Source organism: Ruegeria sp. CDSC081, from assembly GCF_059610485.1.
Window position 1 is genome coordinate 1 of the sequence record NZ_JBXWNS010000009.1, and the last position, 19,012, is coordinate 19,012.

Consider the following 19,012-nt stretch of genomic DNA (forward strand, 5'->3'; position numbering starts at 1 on the left):
AGCACCGTGGAAGCAAGCAGTACGAGAAAAACACTGTGACAGACCCGTAATAGATAATGCCAACCCGTAGGAAACCGGCAGCAATGTTGGTGACGCACCCTCGCTGCCTGACCCGCTCAATGTGAGACCCTTGGCGTTGAAGAAGGCGAAGGGATACCATGATCCTGTGTTAGATCGGCTAGGTGCCAAGGGACTGCAAGGCCCGAAACACCGGGTGGAAGAGTTGAAATTGATTTAGACATTCTTCCCTAAGACCTGCCTGGGTTACGGTGGGTTGGGCGGTAAGATCCGTCCAAACGGTAAGCCCCTTGCGGCGCAGAAGGTCCAGATGGGGGTGATCACTCGCATAGCCTGACGGTCCGCGCTTCAACTCGGGCTCGCTGATCCTGACATTCCTGGCCGTAAGATCATTGATGATTGCCATGAGATCATTGCCCGCTGGTCCTGCTACGCCGGTCCGATACCTCTCTAGGGCTGCTTTTACATATTGGAAGACGCCGCACCCAAGGGACAGGCAATCCGGGGACAGCCCGAAATGCCAAAGCGGGGGCTGATCTCCGCAATCCCCGGGTATGAAAGACATGCGCAGATGAGGATTATAGGGTGACTTGTCGTTTGAAAACCGCACGTCTCGATGAATACGGTAGATCTTGGCCGAATGGGGCATGTGCGTCATTTCAGCCAGCGCCTGTGACATCTGGGCCGCAAATTGTTCTGCGGGCTGTTTGATCGCGGCCTCATAGATCTGTTTGTTGGCGTGAAACCACTCGCGTCGGTTATTGGCTCGCAGATCAGAAAGAAACTGAAGGGCCTCGGGCGAAAAGCAGCGGAACTGATCCATCATCTTCTCCTGATATTCAACTTTTCGGCGGCAGGCTGGCGGCGTGCGCCAGGCACAGGCTCAGCCAGTCACCCAGCGCAGCCGGATCGCAGTTGACCTCGTCTACAACGACAAACCCACCGAGTTTTCGCTTTCCGTGGACAATCGGGTTTGCAAACGGATTAGAAAGCGCCTCGGTCTCTTTGGCCTTGCCGACACGGAACATGAACCGTCCAAACCCGTCTTTGTCGCGGCGCGCGCCGCACAACATATTGCCGTTCAGAAAAAAGCAGGTGCCACCCATCATCCGCATTTCGGAAATTCCAATATGCGCCTCGAGGGCGAGGCGCATACGTTGGTTCAGGTGTTCATCATTTGGCATCAGACTGATCCCGCCAACTGCCAAAGAATTGACAGGGACAAGACCAGCATCACCAATGTTGTCAGTGCGGCACCGATCACCCGACCTTTGCCGTCGGGGGTGGAACGCAGGCTGACATAATGCACGGCGCGGGCCACCAACAGCACAAGACCGCATCCCCCGACCAGCCAGTCTGAGGCACCGGCAATCTCCGCCCCCGCCAAAGCCAGCAGGGCCAGTGGAACATATTCAGTAAAGTTCCCATGTGCCCGAATCCGCCGCAGCAGCTCGTCGTCATCCCCGTGCAGCAGTAAAACTCCGGTCTGGGATCGTCTGATGCCTACAAGAATTCCCATCGGAATACTCATAAGCACAAAGATTGCTGTCACAAGCAGAGCGATTTGCGGTGTGTGTTCCATGGGAATTCTCCTGTCTGCCCAAGATTAAGACGCCATGCTTTCATAAGTAATCAACGCAAACCGTGCGCCCTGTGGGTCGTTCAGAGTGGCCATCCGGCCGACCCCGGGCATATCTATGGCGGGTTGCAAGACTGAGGCTCCCTGTGCAACTGCGGCTGCTAGGCTGTTATCGACATCAGCAACCGTAAAATAGATCGTCCAGTTTCCATCCGTCTCGGGCATGGGCGAGAACCCTCCGATTGGCGTTTCACCAACCACCGCGGCGGCATAGCTTGACCCGTCCTGCATCGGCATCTCGTTAATGTTCCAGCCCAGCACATTTTTGTAGAATTGCTTGGCCTTGGTCTGGTCTGGCCCGGAATGCCCGATCCAGCCCGAGTTTCCAACGGTGGTCATGTCCAGAATGCTCATCTTTATCTCCCTTTGATTGCCCGCTGCATGCGGGACTGAACAAAGGACGCGTGAGGATCGGCCTTTCCTACAACTGGTTCAAATCTTTTTCACAGGCGGCGATTTCTTTCAGGACCGCCACACGTTCCGGTCCCGTCGGGCCAAGGTTCAATACGCGGTTAAGGGACTGGATCGCGGCGGGAAGATCGCCGATCTCTCGCAACATTGCCGCGCGCAAGGCATGGAACCAGCGATAAGACGCCAGATCATTCGCCAAGGTATCTAACGCAACAAGCGTGCGGCGTGGGCCATGAACCCTGGACCCGGCGGCGATCTGGTTCAGGCGGATAACCGGCGAGGGCTGGAGGCGATAGAGCGCGGCATAATGCGCCTCGATCAGAGACCAGTCGGTATCTTCTGTCGATTGGGCATGCGCATGAACGGCGGCAATTGCGGCCTGAATACCGTAAACACCCACTTGGTTCAGCCGTTCGGCCTTTTGCATCAGGGCTGTCGCTTCGGCGATGTTGGCCTCGTCCCAAAGGGCCCTGTCCTGATCTTCCAGGGCTACAAGATCACCTTGATCGTCTAGCCGTGCTTCACGACGGGCATGTTGCAGAAGCAACAGGGCCAGCAGTGAAATCTGCTCGGCCATCGTCGGGAACAAGGCAACCAGCAGCCGGGCCAGACGTATCGCCTCATCGCATAGTTTGAGCCGGATTTGCACCGGGCCACCCGAGGTTGACCAGCCTTCGTTGAACATCAGGTAGATCATCAAAGACACTTCGCCCAAACGCGCAGCCCGCTCCTGTGGCGTGGGTGTTTCAAAAGCGACAGAACTTCCTGCGATCCTTTTCTTGGCGCGGGTAATTCGCTGTTCCATTGCCTTTGTACTGACAAGGAAACCACGGGCGATTTCTTCCACACGCAACCCGGCAACAATTTTTAGGGCCAGCGCAATCTGGTCTTGCCGGCTTAGGTCCGGGTGACAACAGATGAACAGCAGGCGCAGAACATCGTCGCGCAGCTCGTCCGGATCTGGTGGGTCATCAGCCATGGAATGAAATTCTTCCCTGTGGCGGGTCAGGATTGCGCTGCGGCGTTGGGATTTGCGCAAACCATCCAGCCCGGCATTACGGGCGGTGGTCAAAAGCCAAGCCAGCGGATCGCGCGGCGCGCCTTGTTTGCGCCATACGGTCAGAGCCTTTAGACAGGCTTCGGCAAATGCATCTTCGGCAAGGTCGATGTCCCGGAAATACCGCGTCAGGGCAGCGATGGCCTGCGGGCGTTGCTGCAAGAACGTGGCCTCTAGCCAATCCGACACGCGGTCAATCCAAGGTCATCGACCCGCCTGCCCAGGCGGCGGGGCGGACCTCAAGCCGGGCAACAGGTGACGAGATCATTCGCGCATGTTCAAGCGCCTCATCCAGATCGTTGAACTCGGCCAGATACAAGCCCAGAAAACTTTCTTTCGTCTCAGCGAACGGGCCGTCGACGATCATAGGTTGCAGAGTCTCGGCAGCCGCGGGTTCGACTGTGACAGCCGTAGTCGGGGGCATCAGTTTGACGGACAGGAAATCTCCGCGCTGCCTGAGTGCATTCTGTAGCACCGTATGTCCTGCCATGACATCGTCCTGACGGTCCTGTGGCAACGCTTCGAACACACCCGCCTGACCATAGATCGAGATTGCATAGATCATTTTTACCTCCGCGATGTTGGTTTCATCCTGCTAGGACGCGCGAGCCTTTGCAAATCCGACACTCATTTCACCGATCTGCACAGTATCTGCAGATCTTCTGCACCCGAGCTTCCCGACCTTTGGGTCAAACCAGTCCCTTAAAACACAAGAGGGAAGAAATGGCGCAGCAACTTATAATTTCTGGAGTTCCGAATTCTGTGGCGCTGGACGCTTGGTGGCTGTCGGAAGAGACGGTGATTTCAGGCACCAAGGGCCCGCCGGGTTCAACCCCGGCGTTTGCCACCGATGGTCGCGCATGGCGCGTGATCGGGTTTATCTTGCTGGTCGCGCTGGCGGATTACCTGTTCTGGGGACATCAGGCGGGTGTGTCTCTGGCGGTCTTTGCTGTGGCGGTCTTTTTGTGCGGCCTGCCCGCGGATCGGTCTGGCAAAGGGGTGCTTATGCCCGCAACGGTTTTGGTGCTGAGTGTTTTGCCGGTCGTGGATTTCGTTCAACCATTATCGGTCGCGTTTCTTTTGTCCGGGCTCGTCGTTGCCATTGTCTGGGTCAGGCACCCGAAAGGCCAGGTTCTGGAACTGCTTTTGCTGGCGCTGGGGTTTCTGACTGATCTTCCAAAGAACTGGCTTGGCCCGGTCCGCGCGATACCCGGCCTGAAAACCACGATTGTCAACGATGCCGGAGGCGGCTGGACGCGGGTTCGGCAGTTCCTGCGCAACTGGGGTCTGCCGATTGGCGGGACGATGGTTTTTGTTACCCTGTTGGCCGAGGCGAACCCGGTATTCCAATCCATCGTCACCCCGGATATCGCCTTTGGCCACCTGCTGCAGCGCGCCCTGTTCTGGGGAGGGATCGCGCTGATCATCTGGCCTTTTGTCGATAACCACCCGCTTCGCGGACTGAACCCGCGACCATTCGCAGGCCCTCAGACGATCCCCGGCCTCAACGGTGGTTCGGTCCTGCGGGCGCTCTGGGTGTTCAATGCACTGATTGGTGTTCAGACTGTGCTGGACCTGTCGATTCTGCTGGGCGGGGCCTCATTGCCCGAGGGGATGAGCTATGCATCCTATGCCCATCGCGGCGCATATCCGTTGCTGGTAACGGCGCTGCTGGCCGGTGCATTCGCCCTGGCAGCGCGGCCGTTTCTGGATGAAAATCGGGTGCTGAAACCGCTGATGGTGTTGTGGCTGGCACAAAATGTGGCTCTGTGCGGTGCGGCATTGATGCGTCTGGATTTATATGTCGGCACCTATGGCCTGACCTACCTGCGTATCTATGCGCAGATCTGGATGGGTCTTGTAGCCGCGGGTCTGGCGCTGGTTGGGTGGCAAGTAGCGTTCAGGAAATCCAATAGTTGGTTGATCGCGCGAACCGGCATTCTGAGCGTTCTGGTCCTCTATTGCACCAGTTTTGTGAATTTTGCCCATGTGATCGCGACCCGAAACCTGAAACTGTCCGAACCGGACTATGCCTATCTGTGTTCGTTGGGGCCCATGACCGGGATGCATATCAGCTACGGGTATCCGAATTCGTTGTGCTATTTTGAAGCCGACCCGATCAACAGCTGGCAGGAATGGGGCTTTCGAAAGTGGCGCCTGTCCCGCTATGGTGCCGATCTGAGCAGTATCGGTCCGGGTATATGAATATCTTAGTTGTCGATGATGATCCGCGGTTGCGTGAAGTTGTGCGTCTGGGGCTGGAACGCGCTGGCTACAGCGTTTCGACCGCCGCCAACGGTCAAGAAGCCGTAATCAGCACGTTTCGCGACGAACCGGACCTGATCGTTCTGGATGTTGGCCTGCCCGAACTGGATGGCTTTGCCGTATGTCAGAAAATTCGAACCCGTTCGGACGTCCCGATCCTGTTCCTGACCGCCCGCGATGATGAGGTCGACCGGATTCTGGGGCTGGAGCTTGGGGCCGATGACTACGTGACCAAGCCTTTCAGCCCGCGCGAACTGGTGACGCGGGTCAAGGTGATCCTAAGGCGCACCAATCGCATTGTGGCGGCGCCGGGAAATCTGCGGCACGGCCCCTTGACCTTGGACCGGACCGCAAGGCTCTGTGCTTGCCACGACACGGAAATTGCCCTGACCGGTACTGAGTTTCAGATCATGGTGATGTTGATGGAAACACCGGGTCGTCTTGTTCCCCGCACGGCCCTGATTGCCGAGATTTGGGGCGCGCGCAGCCAGGTCTCGGACAGGACCTTGGACAGCCACCTGCGGAACCTGCGGAACAAATTTGCGCAGGTTGGTTTGTCGGACTCGGTGGAAACCGTACATGGTCAGGGTATCCGGATGAGGAGGCTGGGGTGACCCGGCGCTGGCGGCCTTCCTTGGGATTTGTGCTGGGCGGTGCGCTGGTCGGAACCTTGGGCCTGTCTTTCGCGGGTCTGGTGGCTCTGCGTTATCTGGGGCCAGAATTCGGATTTCGGAACTCTGCTTTGGTTCTGGGCGGGGTGATCTTTCTGGCTACGTCGGGGCTGGGTTGGTTGCTGGTGCGCCTGCTGCTGCGCCCGATCAAAGCCCTGCAGGCCTATGCCGGGGCGCAAGAGGCGGGTACCCAGGCGGCCTCAATCCAGCATTTCGGCACCAAAGAGCTTCACCAGACCGCAACTCAGGTCGTCACCATGGCCGAGGCGCTGCGTGACCGTGAGGCGACCATCCGGTCTTATACCGATCACGTCACGCACGAGTTGAAATCGCCGGTAACCGCAATCTGCGCGGCGGTTGAGATGCTACAGGACACCCCGGATGGCAGCGATGACTCCAAAGCCCTAATCGCGCAGATCGACGGGGCGCGTCAGCAGATCGAAACCCAGCTTGCCGCGCTTCGGGATGCCGCCCGCGCGCGCGAGGCCCGATATGTCGGGGCAAGCACCCTGCGCGATGCGTTGCCTGGGGCGCCTCCGCTTGAGCTAAACCTGTCCGGGGCGGATGAGGTCGCATTCCCGATCTCGGCCGAGGGGTTGCGGATCGTTCTGGGCCATATTCTGCAAAATGCCAAAGATCATGGGGCCAGCGCGGTTGATCTGCGCGCCTCAGAGGCTGGAAACACGGTTATCCTGACCGTGTCCGACAATGGTGCGGGGATATCGCCCGGTAACGCCGACCGCGTGTTCGATCCGTTCTTTACAACCCGCCGGGAAAGCGGCGGCACCGGGATGGGGCTGGCTATTGTCCGCAACATCCTGTCGGCCCATCGCGGAGACATCGCAAACCACCCCGTCCCACAGGGCGCGCGGTTTGATCTGAGTTTTCATCGGCTCTGACCTGCGCAGATAGGCGTTACTGCGCCGGAAGCGGAAGGCATCCGGGCAGCCCCGCTGGCAGGACCAGCCGTGCCCCTTGACGGTAAAGCGATTGGGCAAACCCGCTGCTCTCTGATGTGACCGTCACGCTGATCCCGGATGATCCGATGACCGCCGCGTCATCGGGCAGGTTCTGCATCAGACTTTGCGAGGGAAAGACCACGACATAGGCCGGGGCCTCATCCGTTATGAACGCGACGACCACCAGAACCGACAGCCAGCCAAGCACCAAAAGCGGGATGGCTGTCAGGAGCGATCTAATAGTCATGGATATGCTCAAGCGTCAGCCCGTCCGCTTGGATCTGGCGCAGGCGCTGTGAAAGATCGGGCACCTTGACCAATATCAGATGGCGATAGTCCCCGAACCCTTGTCGTTGGGCACTAAAGATCGCATCCGGCGCGGTTGGTTGATCCGACAGGGCGGTGAACAGAATGTCGTCATTGCCGGCGATCTCGACAATCTCGACCCCAGCGCCGGCCATTTCCGCCAGTAGGTTGGTCAGGGTGCGGTAGCGCGGCGTTTCGATCTCAACTCCGTTTGGGCCTTGCGCGATAACCTTCACGCCGGGATAGGCAGACAGGCTGTCTGCACTGGCGCCGGTGATGATCATCCGCAGCGTCAGCTCATCAGCGCCGACCTGCGCAACAGCCTGTTCGATCACGCCCGCATAGGCCTGTTTGGTACCGTATTCCAGACCCAGCGCAATCGCTCTCTCGCTGTCGCGCAGGCTGCCGCTGTTTTGTTCGACCAGGCTCTGGGCGTCGTCGGCGAAGGGCCATTTATACCACGGAACCTGTTGTAGGAACTCGGCATATGCGGCGGCCTGCTGTGCCGACAATTCATCCAGAGGTGCCCGCTGTGGGCCCCGCAAGGCAGAGGCCAGCCGACCGAGGGTTTCCTCATAGGCAGCCTTCAGCGCCAGCTCGGCGGAAAAGCTGGCACCGATCACATAGACCATCTGTTTGGTGGCCCCATCAACCTGACCAAGAGCGGAGGCGTTCCGATTCAGATCGCAAAGTGACCCCCAAAACCCGGTGATACTGCTCCAGAACCCGTAATCATGGGGGTCCTGAGTGCGCAGAACCTCGGCGTAATCCTCGTATGCGTGGACAATGTGCCACTCGGGATAAGTCATCAGCGTGCGGGTTTCGGCCCGGTGATGTGCCGGGTCGATCAGGGCGGTATAAGCCGGGGGCTGACCCGTACCACGGCAGCTTGTTTCCACATAGAGGATCGGAGCAGCCAGCGCGATCCCGGCAAGGATCAACACCAGAATCAGCCGTTTGGTCCACCGCAGCAGGAACCTCATGCGGTGTGTCTCCGGTCCCGCAGCCCGGCCCAGGCGGCAACGCCGCCAAGCGCCAGATGCGGCAGGTTGGCAAACAGGCGGGGCAGGGACAATTCCGGCCCGGCCGATGGGTTTGTAAAGATACCCAGATCAAGATAGCCATAACCGGTGAAAAACCCGAACACGCCGTCCCCCAGATAAGCCAGCCCGAACAGGATCAGAAAGCTACGAGCCGCGCGGTGTGACAACAGCCCGGCGATCAGCGCCCAAAGGGCCGAGGCCACGTGCAGCGCATCGTCATAGATATCCAGTGCGAAAATGCCAAAGGCCAGACCATCCTGATCCGTCAGGCCGGGAATATAGTTCAGCGATGCGGCAATCATCAGCGCGACAAAGTAAATCAGACAGAGTTTTTGAAGGTTGCTCATAGACGCCCCAGATAGCTGTCCCAAAGGTTGTTCCGCAGAACCAGTTGCGGATCAAGCTCTCGTTTTGCCTGCGCAAACCCTTCCGCATTGGAGTAGGCTGCAGTCAGTTGATCCAGTGTCGCGTGTGGCCTGTACGGCAGGTAATAGGTTCCGCCAATCGCCACGATCCCGTCGATCAGCGCCCGGGTCATCCGCGCCATATCGGCTTCGCCGCGTTCGGTCAGCTCCTGGCTGAACGACATGACAGCGGCGATCCGCGGTTCGCTTGCATAGGACAGAACAGCCTGATCGTCCTGTGCGACATAGCGCAGCGTTACGTTCAGAAACTCTTGATACGAGGCCGGAATTACCGCGCGACACACTGATAAGAAATCGTCGAACGCATCGAACCCCACGAAATACTCGTGCAGGACGTCGGTCCGATCCGGGTTGCGGTCGTCCAGAGTCACAACCGGTTCGTTGATCAAAGTGTTCCGCGTCGCCTCACCCGAACCCAGCGCTGGGCCCAGCCGTGTTTCATTCCACCAACGGAAGGATTTGAAGGGCTCGCTGCCCAGTTGAGCCCGGTACAGACGGCTGGCCGCATGCGACATCCACCCCGACCCGGACGCTGGTGGCAGGTCCGACTGGTCCGAGCCTTCGCGATATGTCACCAATAGCGCTTTCTCGAAAAACGCATCGCGTTCAACATTCAGGCGGCCATAGGCCATTGTGACCGCCGGGTCGTCAATCGCCGCACGAAAGGCCGAGGCAAACGCTCCTGCTTCCAGAATGTCGAAACCCGGCGTCAGGCGTGAATTTGGAACCATCTCGACCTCAAGGTCCACGATCACGCCGATCAACCCGTACCCGCCCATCGCCAGATTGAACAGCTCGGCGTTCGCGGTGGGCGAACAGGTCACCAACTCACCCGAGGGCAGGATCATGCGCAACGACCGGACCGTCGCCCCCATCGGCCCAAAGGGAACTGGCCAGCCATGTGCATTGACCGAATAAGTGGCGGCGACACCGAAATCATTATTTGACTGCATGACTTTGGGGGACCAGCCTGCGGGATCAAGCGCTGAGATGACCTGTGACCAGCGGGCTCCGGCATGGGCCAGATAGGTCCCGGCTGAACCGTCGATCTGAACCGATCCATTGTCAAATGTAATCGCTGTGCCGTTGCGGGGAATGGCTTGCCCACCCATGGAATGCCGCGCGGCCCCAATGTTGACCGGGCGTCCTTCTGATCTGGCCTCCGAAAGCTCTTGCCGTATGGTGGCGATCAGCGTGTCTCTGGGGTCATCGCTGAGCACCAGATGTTTGTGGATCGGTGTCGGTGACAGTCCGCTGGCGTCATTCATCACTTTGTCGCCGGTTTCCGCAAATGTCCTTTTTGTGCCTTCATAGACAGGTAGGTCCGGTCCCAGCCACCGTGACGCGGCCCATCCTGCAAACCCTCCGCCGGCAAACAAGGCCGCCCTTCTGGTAAATGTTTTCATCTTTCGATTTCTCCCGAAGTTAACTGGGACATCTGATCAAGAATGTTTTTAAGCGCAGTTTGAAATGCCTGCGGGCCTCAATCCGGGGTATGTGCCTGACCCCTGCCAAGGTGTCCATTTGGGCATCGGGTCGAAGAATGTGCAAGTCCATGGCCTGCTGTACCGGCGCAAAGGTGTCCTAGTTGCCCCAGATCAGGCCGACGGGTACCTGCAGCATGGCGATACGCCGTGGTCAGCAGATTCGGGCAAGGTCCAAGGACCAGTTTTTTGACCGCAAGTGGCTCGAAACTTGGCTTCATTCCCGGAATGATCAACCGGAAGGCATGTTTTGCAAACTGCGGAAATCCGTACTTGTAAGACGGTCAGCGGTCACAGCTTGGCGTAAGCTTTCCGCCACGTAAGTTCATGCGCGCACGGCTGATTTGCGTCGGGGCATCCGCCAAACTGCCGTTTTTATGCTCAATCAGGTGTTGCAACTGTAACGATGATCTGGATGATCAGGACCACCAAGGCCGTAAAAATGGTCTGTCGTCCAAAGGGCGATATTAACAAAAAGGGGAGTTACAAATGATTCTAAGAAACCTGATGATCGCTGCAAGTGCGACGGCGCTGATGGCGGCGGGCGCTTCGGCGGAAACGCTGCGCTGGGCGCGGGCCGGTGATGCGCTGACGCTGGATCCGCATTCGCAGAATGAAGGTCCGACGCACACCGTGCGACACCAGATTTACGAGCCTCTGATCATCCGCGACGTGACTGGTGCATTCGAGCCCGCGCTGGCGACCGAGTGGGGCCCCAAGGCCGATGACCCGAATGTTTGGGTCTTCAAGCTGCGCGAAGGCGTGAAATTCCATGACGGTGCGGACTTCAACGCCGAAGATGTGGTGTTCAGCTTTACCCGTGCCAAGCAACCTAATTCCGACATGAAAGAGCTGATCGGCTCGATCGTCGAAGTGCGTGCAGTTGACGATTTCACCGTCGAGATTGTCACAGATGGTCCGAACCCGATCCTGCCGTCGAACCTGACAAACCTGTTCATTCTGGACAAGGGCTGGGCCGAGTCGAATGACACCGTCAATGTTCAGGATTTCGAAGGTGGCGAAATCACCTATGCCACCACCAATGCCAACGGAACGGGTCCCTATGTTCTTCAAAGCCGCGAGCCTGACATCAAGACGGTGATGGTGCGCAACGACAACTATTGGGGCATCGACCAGTTCCCGATGGAAGTGACCGAGATCATCTATACCCCGATCCAGAACGCTGCGACTCGCGTTGCGGCGATGCTGTCGGGTGAGGTGAACTTCCTCCAGGATATGCCGGTGCAGGACATTGAACGCGTCAATGGTGTCGACGGTCTGATGGTCAAGCAAGCCCCGCAGAACCGGGTGATCTTCTTTGGTATGAACCAGGGTGCCGACGACATCGAGGCGGATAACGTGGACGGCAAGAACCCTCTGGCCGATGTGCGGGTGCGTCAAGCGATGTCGATGGCGATTAACCGTGATGCGATCAAGCAGGTCGTGATGCGCGGCCAGTCGCAGCCTGCAGGCATGATCGCACCGCCCTTCGTGAATGGCTGGACCTCTGACATGGACGGCGAATCCTCCACCGATCTGGCCAAGGCCAAGGAACTGATGGCAGAGGCAGGTTATGGCGATGGCTTCTCGCTTCGGCTGGACTGCCCGAATGATCGGTACATCAACGATGAAGCTATCTGTCAGGCGGCTGTTGGGATGCTGGGCCAGATCGGCGTGACCGTGAATTTGGACGCCAAGCCCAAGGCGCAGCATTTCCCGCTGATCACCGATGGCAAGACAGATTTCTACATGCTGGGTTGGGGTGTGCCGACATATGACTCGGAATACATCTTCAACTTCCTTGTGCATGGGCGCGAAGATGACATCGGCACGTGGAACGGCACCGGTTATCAGGACGATGCGCTGGACGGGAAGATCAAGTCGCTTGCCTCGAATACCGATCTTGACGCTCGGAATGCCGACATCGCCGACATCTGGCGGGTTGTGCAGGACGAAGCGCTTTACATCCCCATTCATCACCAGGTTCTGAACTGGGGCATGGCCGACGGTGTGGGCATCGAAGTGGATGCCGAAGATCAACCCAAGGTCAAATACTTCACTCTGAACTAAGCCATTCAGATCAGTGATTTGGCAGGGCGCGGTATCGCGCCCTGCCTTTTGCGCTATTGTTAAGCGCAACACCGCATTGCGGGGCAACAAAGGGAGATTTCGCCATGACCCTCAGGAACAGCGCCATTGCATTGGCCTTGCTGGCCACCACCAGCGTTCAGGCCGCCGAATTCAAATGGGCCTCGACCACTGACCCGCAGACGATGGACCCGCACGCGGTCAACTCGGCCCCGGTTCTGGGGTTTCTGAACAATGTCTATGAGGGCCTCGTGCGTCGCGACAAGGACATGAGCGTTCAACCCGCGCTGGCCGTCAGCTGGGAGACGATTGGCGACGGTGAAGGTTGGCGCTTTAACCTGCGTGAGGGTGTGACCTTCCATGACGGCAGCAGCTTTGATGCGCAGGACGTTCTATTCAGCTATCAGCGCGCCTCGGGCGAGGCGTCAGACACCCGCAGCTGGTTCGCGCCCATCAGCGAGGTGATCGTGGTCGACGACTATACGGTCGATTTCATGACGACTGCGCCGAACCCGTTATTCCCATCCTCAATCGCCAACTGGATGATCATGGATCAGGGCTGGGCCGAGGCCAATGACGCAGCGGTGCCCGACAAAGAGGTCGGGAATTACGCCACCCTGAACGCCAACGGCACAGGCGCCTTCAAACTTGCGGCACGAGAGCCCGGCCTGCGCACGGTTCTTGAGCCCTTTGACGGCTGGTGGGATCAGGCCGACCACAACATCACAAGTGCTGAGTTCACTCCGATCCAAAACCCGGCGACAGCGGTTGCAGCCTTGTTGTCAGGCGATGTGGACATGATCAACCCGGTGCCGATTCAGGACGTGGCGCGCCTGAAGGAAAACGGGGATGTCGACGTCATTCAGGGGATCGAGGCACGGGTCATCATGTTGGGGTTCGATCATCAGGCTGAGGTGCTTAAATACACCGACGATGCGGGCAAACCGAATCCGTTCCGTGACCCGCGCGTCCGCAAGGCGGTAGCGCAGGCGGTGAATGTGGATGCCATTCTGGCGACTATCATGCGGGGGAATGCAGAAGCGGCCTCGCAACTGGTCAGCCCGGCGATGAGTGGTTATTCCGAGGCGAATGCAGACCGTCCCGCCTTTGATGTCGATGCCGCCAAGACGCTGCTGGCCGAGGCGGGCTATGCGGATGGCTTCTCGTTCGGGCTGAAATGCCCCAATGACCGCTATCTGAATGATGAGGCGGTTTGCCAGGCGGTCGTCAGCATGCTGGCCCAGATCGGGATCACGGCGGAACTGGATGCGATGCCGGTCCGCAACTACTGGCCGGAACTCAGGGAAGGCAAATACGATATGTACCTGCTGGGCTGGAGCCCCGGTACATTTGATGCCGAACACCCCGTGCGCTTCCTTGTGGCCACCCCAAACGAAGAGAAAAAGCTGGGCAGCTGGAATTTCGGCGGATTTTCGAACGCGCGGGTGGATGAGCTGCTGCCGATGATCCAGTCCGAGTTGGATGCGGGCAAACGGCAGGCGATGCTGGATGAGGTCACGCAGATCATTCAGGACGAACAGGTCTATGTGCCGATGTATGTGCAACCTCTGGTCTGGGGCACACGCAGCAATGTCGAACTGACGCAGCGCCCGGACAACTTCTTTCTGCTGCGCTGGGTAACGGTGAACTGAAACCGGGGCGGGGCCAGAAAACGCTAGCATGCGTTAGCGGTATCTTGACCACCCCGCCCGGGCCTGCATAGACAGTCCGATCAACGAGGAAAACGAATGTTCGCTTATATTGTCCAAAGGATGTTCCAATCCGTGATCGTGCTGCTGATCGTGGGTCTGGTTGCCTTTTCGATGTTCCGCTTTGTCGGTGATCCGATCGACAACATGCTGGGGCAGGAACGTACGCAGGCCGATATCGACCGGCTGCGGTCCGATCTTGGTCTGGATCAGCCGTTTCCGGTGCAATATTTCAAGTTCCTGCAAGGCGCGGTGCAGGGCAATTTTGGCGTGTCCTACCGGCAAGGCCGACCGGTTTCGACCATCATAGCCGAGCGCGCCCCCGCGACATTGGAGCTGGCCTTTGTGTCGGGCTTTCTGGCCATCACCCTTGGCATCGCGCTGGGCGTTTTCACAGCGATCCGACGACAGGGGGTGGCGGCGAATATCATCATGACCGTGTCGCTGATTGGGGTTTCCTTGCCGACCTTCCTGATCGGGATATTGCTGATCTATATCTTCTCGGTTGAATTGGATCTTTTACCCAGCTTTGGGAGGGGCGAGACCGTTATGATTGGCGGCTGGTCCACGGGGTTCCTGACGACCTCGGGGCTCAAGGCGCTGATCCTGCCGGCGATCACGCTGGGCCTGTATCAGATGACGCTGATCATGCGGCTGGTGCGGTCGGAAATGCTTGAGGTCCTGCGTGCCGACTATGTCCGTTTTGCACGTGCGCGTGGGCTGTCGGACCGGGTGATCAATTTTCGCCACGCGCTGAAAAATACGCTGGTGCCGGTGATCACCATCACCGGGTTGCAGCTGGGCTCGATCATCGCCTTTGCCATCATCACCGAGACGGTGTTTCAGTGGCCCGGTGTGGGCCTGCTGTTCATAAATGCGATCCAGTTTGTCGATATCCCTGTTATGGCCGCCTATCTGATGCTGATCTCGGTCATGTTCGTGTCGATCAATCTGATCGTCGATCTTTTGTACTATGCCATTGACCCGCGCCTGCGTGTCGACGCGAGGGCCACATGACCGATACTTCTGAAACCTCGAGACAAGTGCCCAAATCACGGCTGGCCCAATTCTGGGACAGCGATTTCGCATGGTCCTTCCGGCATTCACCCGTGGCGATGGTTGCCTCATTTGTTGTGGTCCTGCTGGTGCTGGCGGCAATACTGGCCCCGCTGATTGCGCCGCATAACCCGTTTGATCCGGCAACGCTGAACCTGATGAACGGATTTACACCGCCGGGCACGCCGAATGCCTTTACGCAGGACACTTTTCTGCTGGGCACCGACGATCAGGGGCGGGATGTGTTCTCGACCATCCTCTATGGGATGCGCATATCCCTGTTTGTCGGCGCTGCGGCGGTGCTGCTGGCGCTGATCATCGGAGTTGTTCTGGGGCTGGTCGCGGCCTATTTCGGCGGCTGGGTCGAGACGCTGATCATGCGGGTCGCAGATGTGCAGCTGACCTTTCCGGCCATTCTGGTCGCTATGCTGATCTTTGGCATCGCCAAAGGCGTGACCCCACCCGAATATCGTGACGAGATGGCGATCTATGTACTGATCATCGCCATTGCCCTGTCCGACTGGGTGCAGTTTGCCCGGGTCGTCCGCGGTGCTGCGTTGGTGGAAAAGAACAAGGAATACGTGCAGGCCGCCCGCCTGATCGGGCGCGGTTCTTTCCCGATTATGTTCCGCCACATCCTGCCCAATGTACTCAGCCCGGTTCTGGTCATCGCCACGATCTCACTGGCGCTGGCGATCATTGCCGAAGCCACGCTGAGCTTCCTCGGCGTAGGGGCACCACCAACCCAGCCGTCATTGGGCACGCTGATCCGCATCGGGCAGGGCTTCCTGTTCTCGGGTGAGTGGTGGATCTTGTTCTTCCCGGCCTGCACCCTGTTGGCGCTGGCCCTGTCTGTGAACCTGCTGGGCGACTGGCTGCGCGATGCACTGAACCCCAAGCTGCGGTGATTTCATGAGCCTTCTGACGATCAATGACCTGACGGTCGAATTCCCCACCCGCCGCAAATTGTTCACAGCCGTGGACCATGTGGACCTGTCGGTTGAACCCGGAGAAATCCACGGCTTGGTTGGCGAATCCGGGGCCGGTAAATCCACCATTGGCGCGGCCATCATGGGATTGTTGGATCGCCCCGGCCGTATTGCCAGCGGCACGATCCAGCTGAGCGGTGACCAGATCAGTGGTCTGGATGCCGAGGCGATGCGGGGGTTGCGCGGCAAAAAGATCTCGATGATCTTTCAGGACCCGCTGACCTCGCTGAACCCGTTATTCACCGTGCGCGAACAACTGACCGAGACCATTCAGGCCCATCTGGGCGGCACGGATGCCGAGGCTAACCAACGCGCGCGCGACCTGATTGACCGGGTTGGCATTCCTGATCCGGACACGCGGCTGGACCAGTATCCGCACCAGTTCTCGGGCGGGATGCGGCAGCGTGTGGTCATCGCGCTTGCCTTGTGTACCGAACCGGATGTGATCATCGCGGATGAGCCGACCACGGCGCTGGACGTCTCGGTTCAGGCGCAGATTCTGGACCTGATCAAAGAACTGGCGCGGGAACGTCAGGTGGGCGTCATCCTGATCACCCACGACATGGGTGTGATCGCGGACACGACGGACAAGGTGACGGTGATGTATGCGGGCAAGGTTGTCGAAACCGGCCCGACCGCGCAGGTGATGGGGCAGCCCACCCATGAATACACCAAATCGCTGATCGCTGCCGTGCCGCGCCCGACCCTGAAACTGCATCGCTTTCCCCAGATCAGCTATGGTGGACGCGAGACACGCTTTGCCATCGAAGACATGGCCCGCCACTGGCCCAAGGTGGATAATGACACCAGCAAACCGGTGTTCGAGATCCGCAACCTGACCAAGAAGTTCCTGCAGCGCAAAGGCCTGCTGCCCTGGGACCGCACCTATTTCACCGCCGTTGACGAGGTAAGTTTCGACATCCGCGCAGGTGAGGTGTTTGGCGTTGTGGGTGAATCCGGCTCGGGCAAGTCGACTGTCGCACGGATGATTGCAGGGTTGTACCCTGTGGATGGCGGCACGATTACATTCGACGGGCAGGTGGTCAGCGATCTGACCAATCGGACCGCGCTGGATGCCTATCGCAAGAACATCCAGATGATCTTTCAGGACCCGTATTCCTCGCTCAATCCCCGTATGCGGGTGGATGAGATCGTGGCCGAGCCGATCCGCCATCACAGGTTGATGGAAGGTGCAGATATCAAACGCCGCGTCGATGAGTTGTTGGATCAGGTGGGACTCGGCCATGAGGCCGGGCAGAAATACCCGCATGAATTCTCGGGCGGACAGCGGCAACGTATCTCGATTGCACGTGCGCTGGCCACGCAACCGCGATTCCTGATTTGTGACGAGCCAACCAGTGCGCTGGACGTGTCCATTCAGGCGCAGATTCTGAACATCTTGAAGGACCTGCAGGAACATCTGGGCCTGACCCTGCTGTTCATCAGTCATGACCTGCCGGTGGTACGTCAGATGTGCGACCGAGTGGCGGTGATGAAACAGGGCCAAATTGTCGAGTTGCAGGAAACCAATAACTTGTTCGCCAACCCCCAGACAGATTATGCCCGCGAATTGTTGCGCTTGATGCCCAGGCTGGATGACCTGTCGACCGAGGGGTTGGACGCGGAATCCTGAGGCAGTGACGATTCCAGTATTGGCGGTATGACGGAAGGTCCGTCAATATGGCGATAGTTTTGACGTTTTCGTCAAGATTGCCTCTGCAGATTGAACAACTGTGCCTTCATACTTTCTGAAACGAAAGAGGAGGCGCGTTTTGAGCTGGAATATCTGTGTCATCGGAGCAGGCAAGATCGGTCAGATGATCGCGACTTTGCTGCAATCTTCATCCAACTATTCGGTCACGGTTGCCGACCGCGATCTGGCGGCGTTGTCCGTGCTGAATCGACAGGGAGTTTCGACCCGCCAGATTGATGTCAGCGATGAAACGCAGCTAGCTGAGGGTCTGAACGGTTTCGATGCGGTTATCTCGGCGGCTCCGTTTTTCCTGACCCCACGGATTGCCAAAGCCGCCAAATCGGCCGGCGCGCATTATTTTGACCTGACCGAAGATGTTGCCGCCACCAACGCGGTGCGCGAGTTGGCCGCTGACAGCGAAACGGCCTTTATGCCGCAATGCGGGTTGGCACCGGGTTTTGTCGGCATCGCCGGCGCGGCCTTGGCTGCCGAGTTCGATACGCTGGACAGCCTGCATATGCGGGTCGGGGCGCTGCCGCTCTATCCCACCAACGCATTGAAGTACAATCTGACCTGGTCCACCGATGGGCTGATCAACGAATATTGCAACCCGTGCGATGCCATCGTGAATGGCGAACGGGTTAAGACCGCGCCGCTCGAGGATTACGAGCGTTTGGGTCATGACGGGGTGGAATATGAGTGCTTCAATACCTCGGGCGGGTTGGGCACGTTGCCAGAAACCCTGGACGGAAAGGCGCGGGACGTGTCGTACCGATCGATCCGCTACCCGGGACACCGTGATATTCTGCGTTTGCTGCTGAATGATCTTGGATTGGAACGTCGTCGCGACCTGATGAAGGAAATCTTCGAGACCGCGCTACCGCGAACCGATCAGGATGTGGTTCTGGTTTTTTGCACTGCAAAAGGCAAGATCGATGGGGCTCTGCGCGAGAAATCCCTGATCAACAAATCTTATGCCCGTACCCTCAATGGTCAGGTCTGGAGCGCCATTCAGGTCACCACTGCTGCCGGTGTTCTGGGTGTGGTTGATCTGATGCGAACGGGTGCTTTGCCCGGCAAAGGGTTCGTGCGGCAAGAGCAGGTGAACCTATCTGATTTCCTGAACACCGAATTCGGTCAGCTTTACCGCACCGGGGACATAACCAAACAGAACAAGGCGGCCTGAGATATGAAAGACA

The 19,012-nt window shown here is 58.4% G+C and carries 19 protein-coding genes; 9 read left to right on the forward strand and 10 right to left on the reverse strand.

Going from position 1 to position 19,012, the window contains the following annotated elements; all coding sequences use genetic code 11:
- Positions 1–178: 178 nt before the first annotated feature.
- The 6 genes from AC2FH9_RS15915 to AC2FH9_RS15940 all read right to left on the reverse strand — a co-directional run bounded on the left by AC2FH9_RS15915 (position 179) and on the right by AC2FH9_RS15940 (position 3,690).
- Positions 179–841, reverse strand: coding sequence for a DUF2461 domain-containing protein (locus AC2FH9_RS15915; protein WP_496692664.1), 663 nt, complete (start codon positions 839–841; stop codon positions 179–181).
- A gap of 16 nt (positions 842–857) precedes the next feature.
- A complete protein-coding gene (locus tag AC2FH9_RS15920; protein WP_496689891.1) occupies positions 858–1,202 on the reverse strand; it encodes a TfoX/Sxy family protein in 345 nt (114 codons plus the stop codon).
- Positions 1,202–1,600: an MAPEG family protein gene (locus AC2FH9_RS15925; RefSeq protein ID WP_142638448.1), complete on the reverse strand. Its 399-nt coding sequence runs from the start codon at positions 1,598–1,600 to the stop codon at positions 1,202–1,204. The genes AC2FH9_RS15920 and AC2FH9_RS15925 overlap by 1 nt, the downstream gene beginning before the upstream one ends.
- A gap of 24 nt (positions 1,601–1,624) precedes the next feature.
- Positions 1,625–2,011, reverse strand: a complete 387-nt coding sequence (locus tag AC2FH9_RS15930; RefSeq protein ID WP_142638446.1) for a VOC family protein — start codon at positions 2,009–2,011, stop codon at positions 1,625–1,627.
- Between the two features lie 67 nt (positions 2,012–2,078).
- Positions 2,079–3,314 (reverse strand): RNA polymerase sigma factor, encoded by a 1,236-nt coding sequence (locus tag AC2FH9_RS15935; protein ID WP_496872191.1) that lies wholly within the window; start codon positions 3,312–3,314, stop codon positions 2,079–2,081.
- A 4-nt stretch (positions 3,315–3,318) separates the two neighbouring features.
- The gene (locus AC2FH9_RS15940) at positions 3,319–3,690 is read right to left on the reverse strand and encodes a YciI family protein (protein ID WP_142638441.1); all 372 of its coding nucleotides are present in this window, start codon (positions 3,688–3,690) and stop codon (positions 3,319–3,321) included.
- A 158-nt stretch (positions 3,691–3,848) separates the two neighbouring features.
- Here AC2FH9_RS15940 and AC2FH9_RS15945 point away from each other — a divergent pair, with 158 nt between their 5' ends.
- The 3 genes from AC2FH9_RS15945 to AC2FH9_RS15955 are packed head-to-tail and all read left to right on the forward strand — an operon-like array spanning position 3,849 to position 6,960.
- Positions 3,849–5,330, forward strand: a complete 1,482-nt coding sequence (locus AC2FH9_RS15945; protein WP_496872192.1) for a DUF4153 domain-containing protein — start codon at positions 3,849–3,851, stop codon at positions 5,328–5,330.
- Positions 5,327–6,004, forward strand: coding sequence for a response regulator transcription factor (locus tag AC2FH9_RS15950; protein ID WP_271950973.1), 678 nt, complete (start codon positions 5,327–5,329; stop codon positions 6,002–6,004). Before AC2FH9_RS15945 ends, AC2FH9_RS15950 begins: the two co-directional genes overlap by 4 nt.
- Entirely contained in the window at positions 6,001–6,960 is a 960-nt protein-coding gene (locus tag AC2FH9_RS15955) for a sensor histidine kinase (RefSeq protein WP_496787138.1), read from the forward strand. The genes AC2FH9_RS15950 and AC2FH9_RS15955 overlap by 4 nt, the downstream gene beginning before the upstream one ends.
- 16 nt (positions 6,961–6,976) lie before the next feature.
- Here the strand turns inward: AC2FH9_RS15955 and AC2FH9_RS15960 are convergent, their stop codons facing one another.
- The 4 genes from AC2FH9_RS15960 to AC2FH9_RS15975 are packed head-to-tail and all read right to left on the reverse strand — an operon-like array spanning position 6,977 to position 10,200.
- A complete protein-coding gene (locus tag AC2FH9_RS15960) occupies positions 6,977–7,267 on the reverse strand; it encodes a hypothetical protein (protein ID WP_496697267.1) in 291 nt (96 codons plus the stop codon).
- A complete protein-coding gene (locus AC2FH9_RS15965) occupies positions 7,257–8,309 on the reverse strand; it encodes a hypothetical protein (RefSeq protein WP_496872196.1) in 1,053 nt (350 codons plus the stop codon). The genes AC2FH9_RS15960 and AC2FH9_RS15965 overlap by 11 nt, the downstream gene beginning before the upstream one ends.
- Positions 8,306–8,716: a hypothetical protein gene (locus AC2FH9_RS15970; RefSeq protein WP_496692670.1), complete on the reverse strand. Its 411-nt coding sequence runs from the start codon at positions 8,714–8,716 to the stop codon at positions 8,306–8,308. Before AC2FH9_RS15970 ends, AC2FH9_RS15965 begins: the two co-directional genes overlap by 4 nt.
- Positions 8,713–10,200 (reverse strand): FAD-binding oxidoreductase, encoded by a 1,488-nt coding sequence (locus tag AC2FH9_RS15975; RefSeq protein ID WP_496872197.1) that lies wholly within the window; start codon positions 10,198–10,200, stop codon positions 8,713–8,715. The genes AC2FH9_RS15970 and AC2FH9_RS15975 overlap by 4 nt, the downstream gene beginning before the upstream one ends.
- Before the next feature lie 567 nt (positions 10,201–10,767).
- Here AC2FH9_RS15975 and AC2FH9_RS15980 point away from each other — a divergent pair.
- The 6 genes from AC2FH9_RS15980 to AC2FH9_RS16005 all read left to right on the forward strand — a co-directional run bounded on the left by AC2FH9_RS15980 (position 10,768) and on the right by AC2FH9_RS16005 (position 18,999).
- Complete coding sequence (locus AC2FH9_RS15980) at positions 10,768–12,348, forward strand: ABC transporter substrate-binding protein (protein WP_185956712.1); 1,581 nt, start codon at positions 10,768–10,770, stop codon at positions 12,346–12,348.
- Positions 12,349–12,452: 104 nt separating this feature from the next.
- On the forward strand, positions 12,453–14,018 hold the full coding sequence (locus AC2FH9_RS15985) for an ABC transporter substrate-binding protein (RefSeq protein ID WP_496703793.1): 1,566 nt from the start codon (positions 12,453–12,455) through the stop codon (positions 14,016–14,018).
- 96 nt (positions 14,019–14,114) lie between these two features.
- Complete coding sequence (locus tag AC2FH9_RS15990; RefSeq protein WP_142638424.1) at positions 14,115–15,092, forward strand: ABC transporter permease; 978 nt, start codon at positions 14,115–14,117, stop codon at positions 15,090–15,092.
- Positions 15,089–16,039 carry an ABC transporter permease gene (locus tag AC2FH9_RS15995; RefSeq protein ID WP_271950952.1) on the forward strand — a complete coding sequence of 317 codons (951 nt, stop codon included), beginning with the start codon at positions 15,089–15,091 and terminating at the stop codon, positions 16,037–16,039. The genes AC2FH9_RS15990 and AC2FH9_RS15995 overlap by 4 nt, the downstream gene beginning before the upstream one ends.
- A 4-nt stretch (positions 16,040–16,043) precedes the next feature.
- Entirely contained in the window at positions 16,044–17,753 is a 1,710-nt protein-coding gene (locus AC2FH9_RS16000) for an ABC transporter ATP-binding protein (protein WP_271950949.1), read from the forward strand.
- A 139-nt stretch (positions 17,754–17,892) separates the two neighbouring features.
- Positions 17,893–18,999 (forward strand): saccharopine dehydrogenase family protein, encoded by a 1,107-nt coding sequence (locus AC2FH9_RS16005; RefSeq protein ID WP_496692672.1) that lies wholly within the window; start codon positions 17,893–17,895, stop codon positions 18,997–18,999.
- Positions 19,000–19,012 lie beyond the last annotated feature (13 nt).

Coding starts and splice junctions, on each gene's coding strand:
- AC2FH9_RS15915 (WP_496692664.1), bottom strand. CDS start 841: ATGGATCAGTTCCGCTGCTTTTCGCCCGAGGCCCTTCAGTTTCTTTCT.
- AC2FH9_RS15920 (WP_496689891.1), bottom strand. CDS start 1,202: ATGCCAAATGATGAACACCTGAACCAACGTATGCGCCTCGCCCTCGAG.
- AC2FH9_RS15925 (WP_142638448.1), bottom strand. CDS start 1,600: ATGGAACACACACCGCAAATCGCTCTGCTTGTGACAGCAATCTTTGTG.
- AC2FH9_RS15930 (WP_142638446.1), bottom strand. CDS start 2,011: ATGAGCATTCTGGACATGACCACCGTTGGAAACTCGGGCTGGATCGGG.
- AC2FH9_RS15940 (WP_142638441.1), bottom strand. CDS start 3,690: ATGATCTATGCAATCTCGATCTATGGTCAGGCGGGTGTGTTCGAAGCG.
- AC2FH9_RS15945 (WP_496872192.1), top strand. CDS start 3,849: ATGGCGCAGCAACTTATAATTTCTGGAGTTCCGAATTCTGTGGCGCTG.
- AC2FH9_RS15950 (WP_271950973.1), top strand. CDS start 5,327: ATGAATATCTTAGTTGTCGATGATGATCCGCGGTTGCGTGAAGTTGTG.
- AC2FH9_RS15960 (WP_496697267.1), bottom strand. CDS start 7,267: ATGACTATTAGATCGCTCCTGACAGCCATCCCGCTTTTGGTGCTTGGC.
- AC2FH9_RS15965 (WP_496872196.1), bottom strand. CDS start 8,309: ATGAGGTTCCTGCTGCGGTGGACCAAACGGCTGATTCTGGTGTTGATC.
- AC2FH9_RS15970 (WP_496692670.1), bottom strand. CDS start 8,716: ATGAGCAACCTTCAAAAACTCTGTCTGATTTACTTTGTCGCGCTGATG.
- AC2FH9_RS15975 (WP_496872197.1), bottom strand. CDS start 10,200: ATGAAAACATTTACCAGAAGGGCGGCCTTGTTTGCCGGCGGAGGGTTT.
- AC2FH9_RS15980 (WP_185956712.1), top strand. CDS start 10,768: ATGATTCTAAGAAACCTGATGATCGCTGCAAGTGCGACGGCGCTGATG.
- AC2FH9_RS15985 (WP_496703793.1), top strand. CDS start 12,453: ATGACCCTCAGGAACAGCGCCATTGCATTGGCCTTGCTGGCCACCACC.
- AC2FH9_RS15990 (WP_142638424.1), top strand. CDS start 14,115: ATGTTCGCTTATATTGTCCAAAGGATGTTCCAATCCGTGATCGTGCTG.
- AC2FH9_RS15995 (WP_271950952.1), top strand. CDS start 15,089: ATGACCGATACTTCTGAAACCTCGAGACAAGTGCCCAAATCACGGCTG.
- AC2FH9_RS16000 (WP_271950949.1), top strand. CDS start 16,044: ATGAGCCTTCTGACGATCAATGACCTGACGGTCGAATTCCCCACCCGC.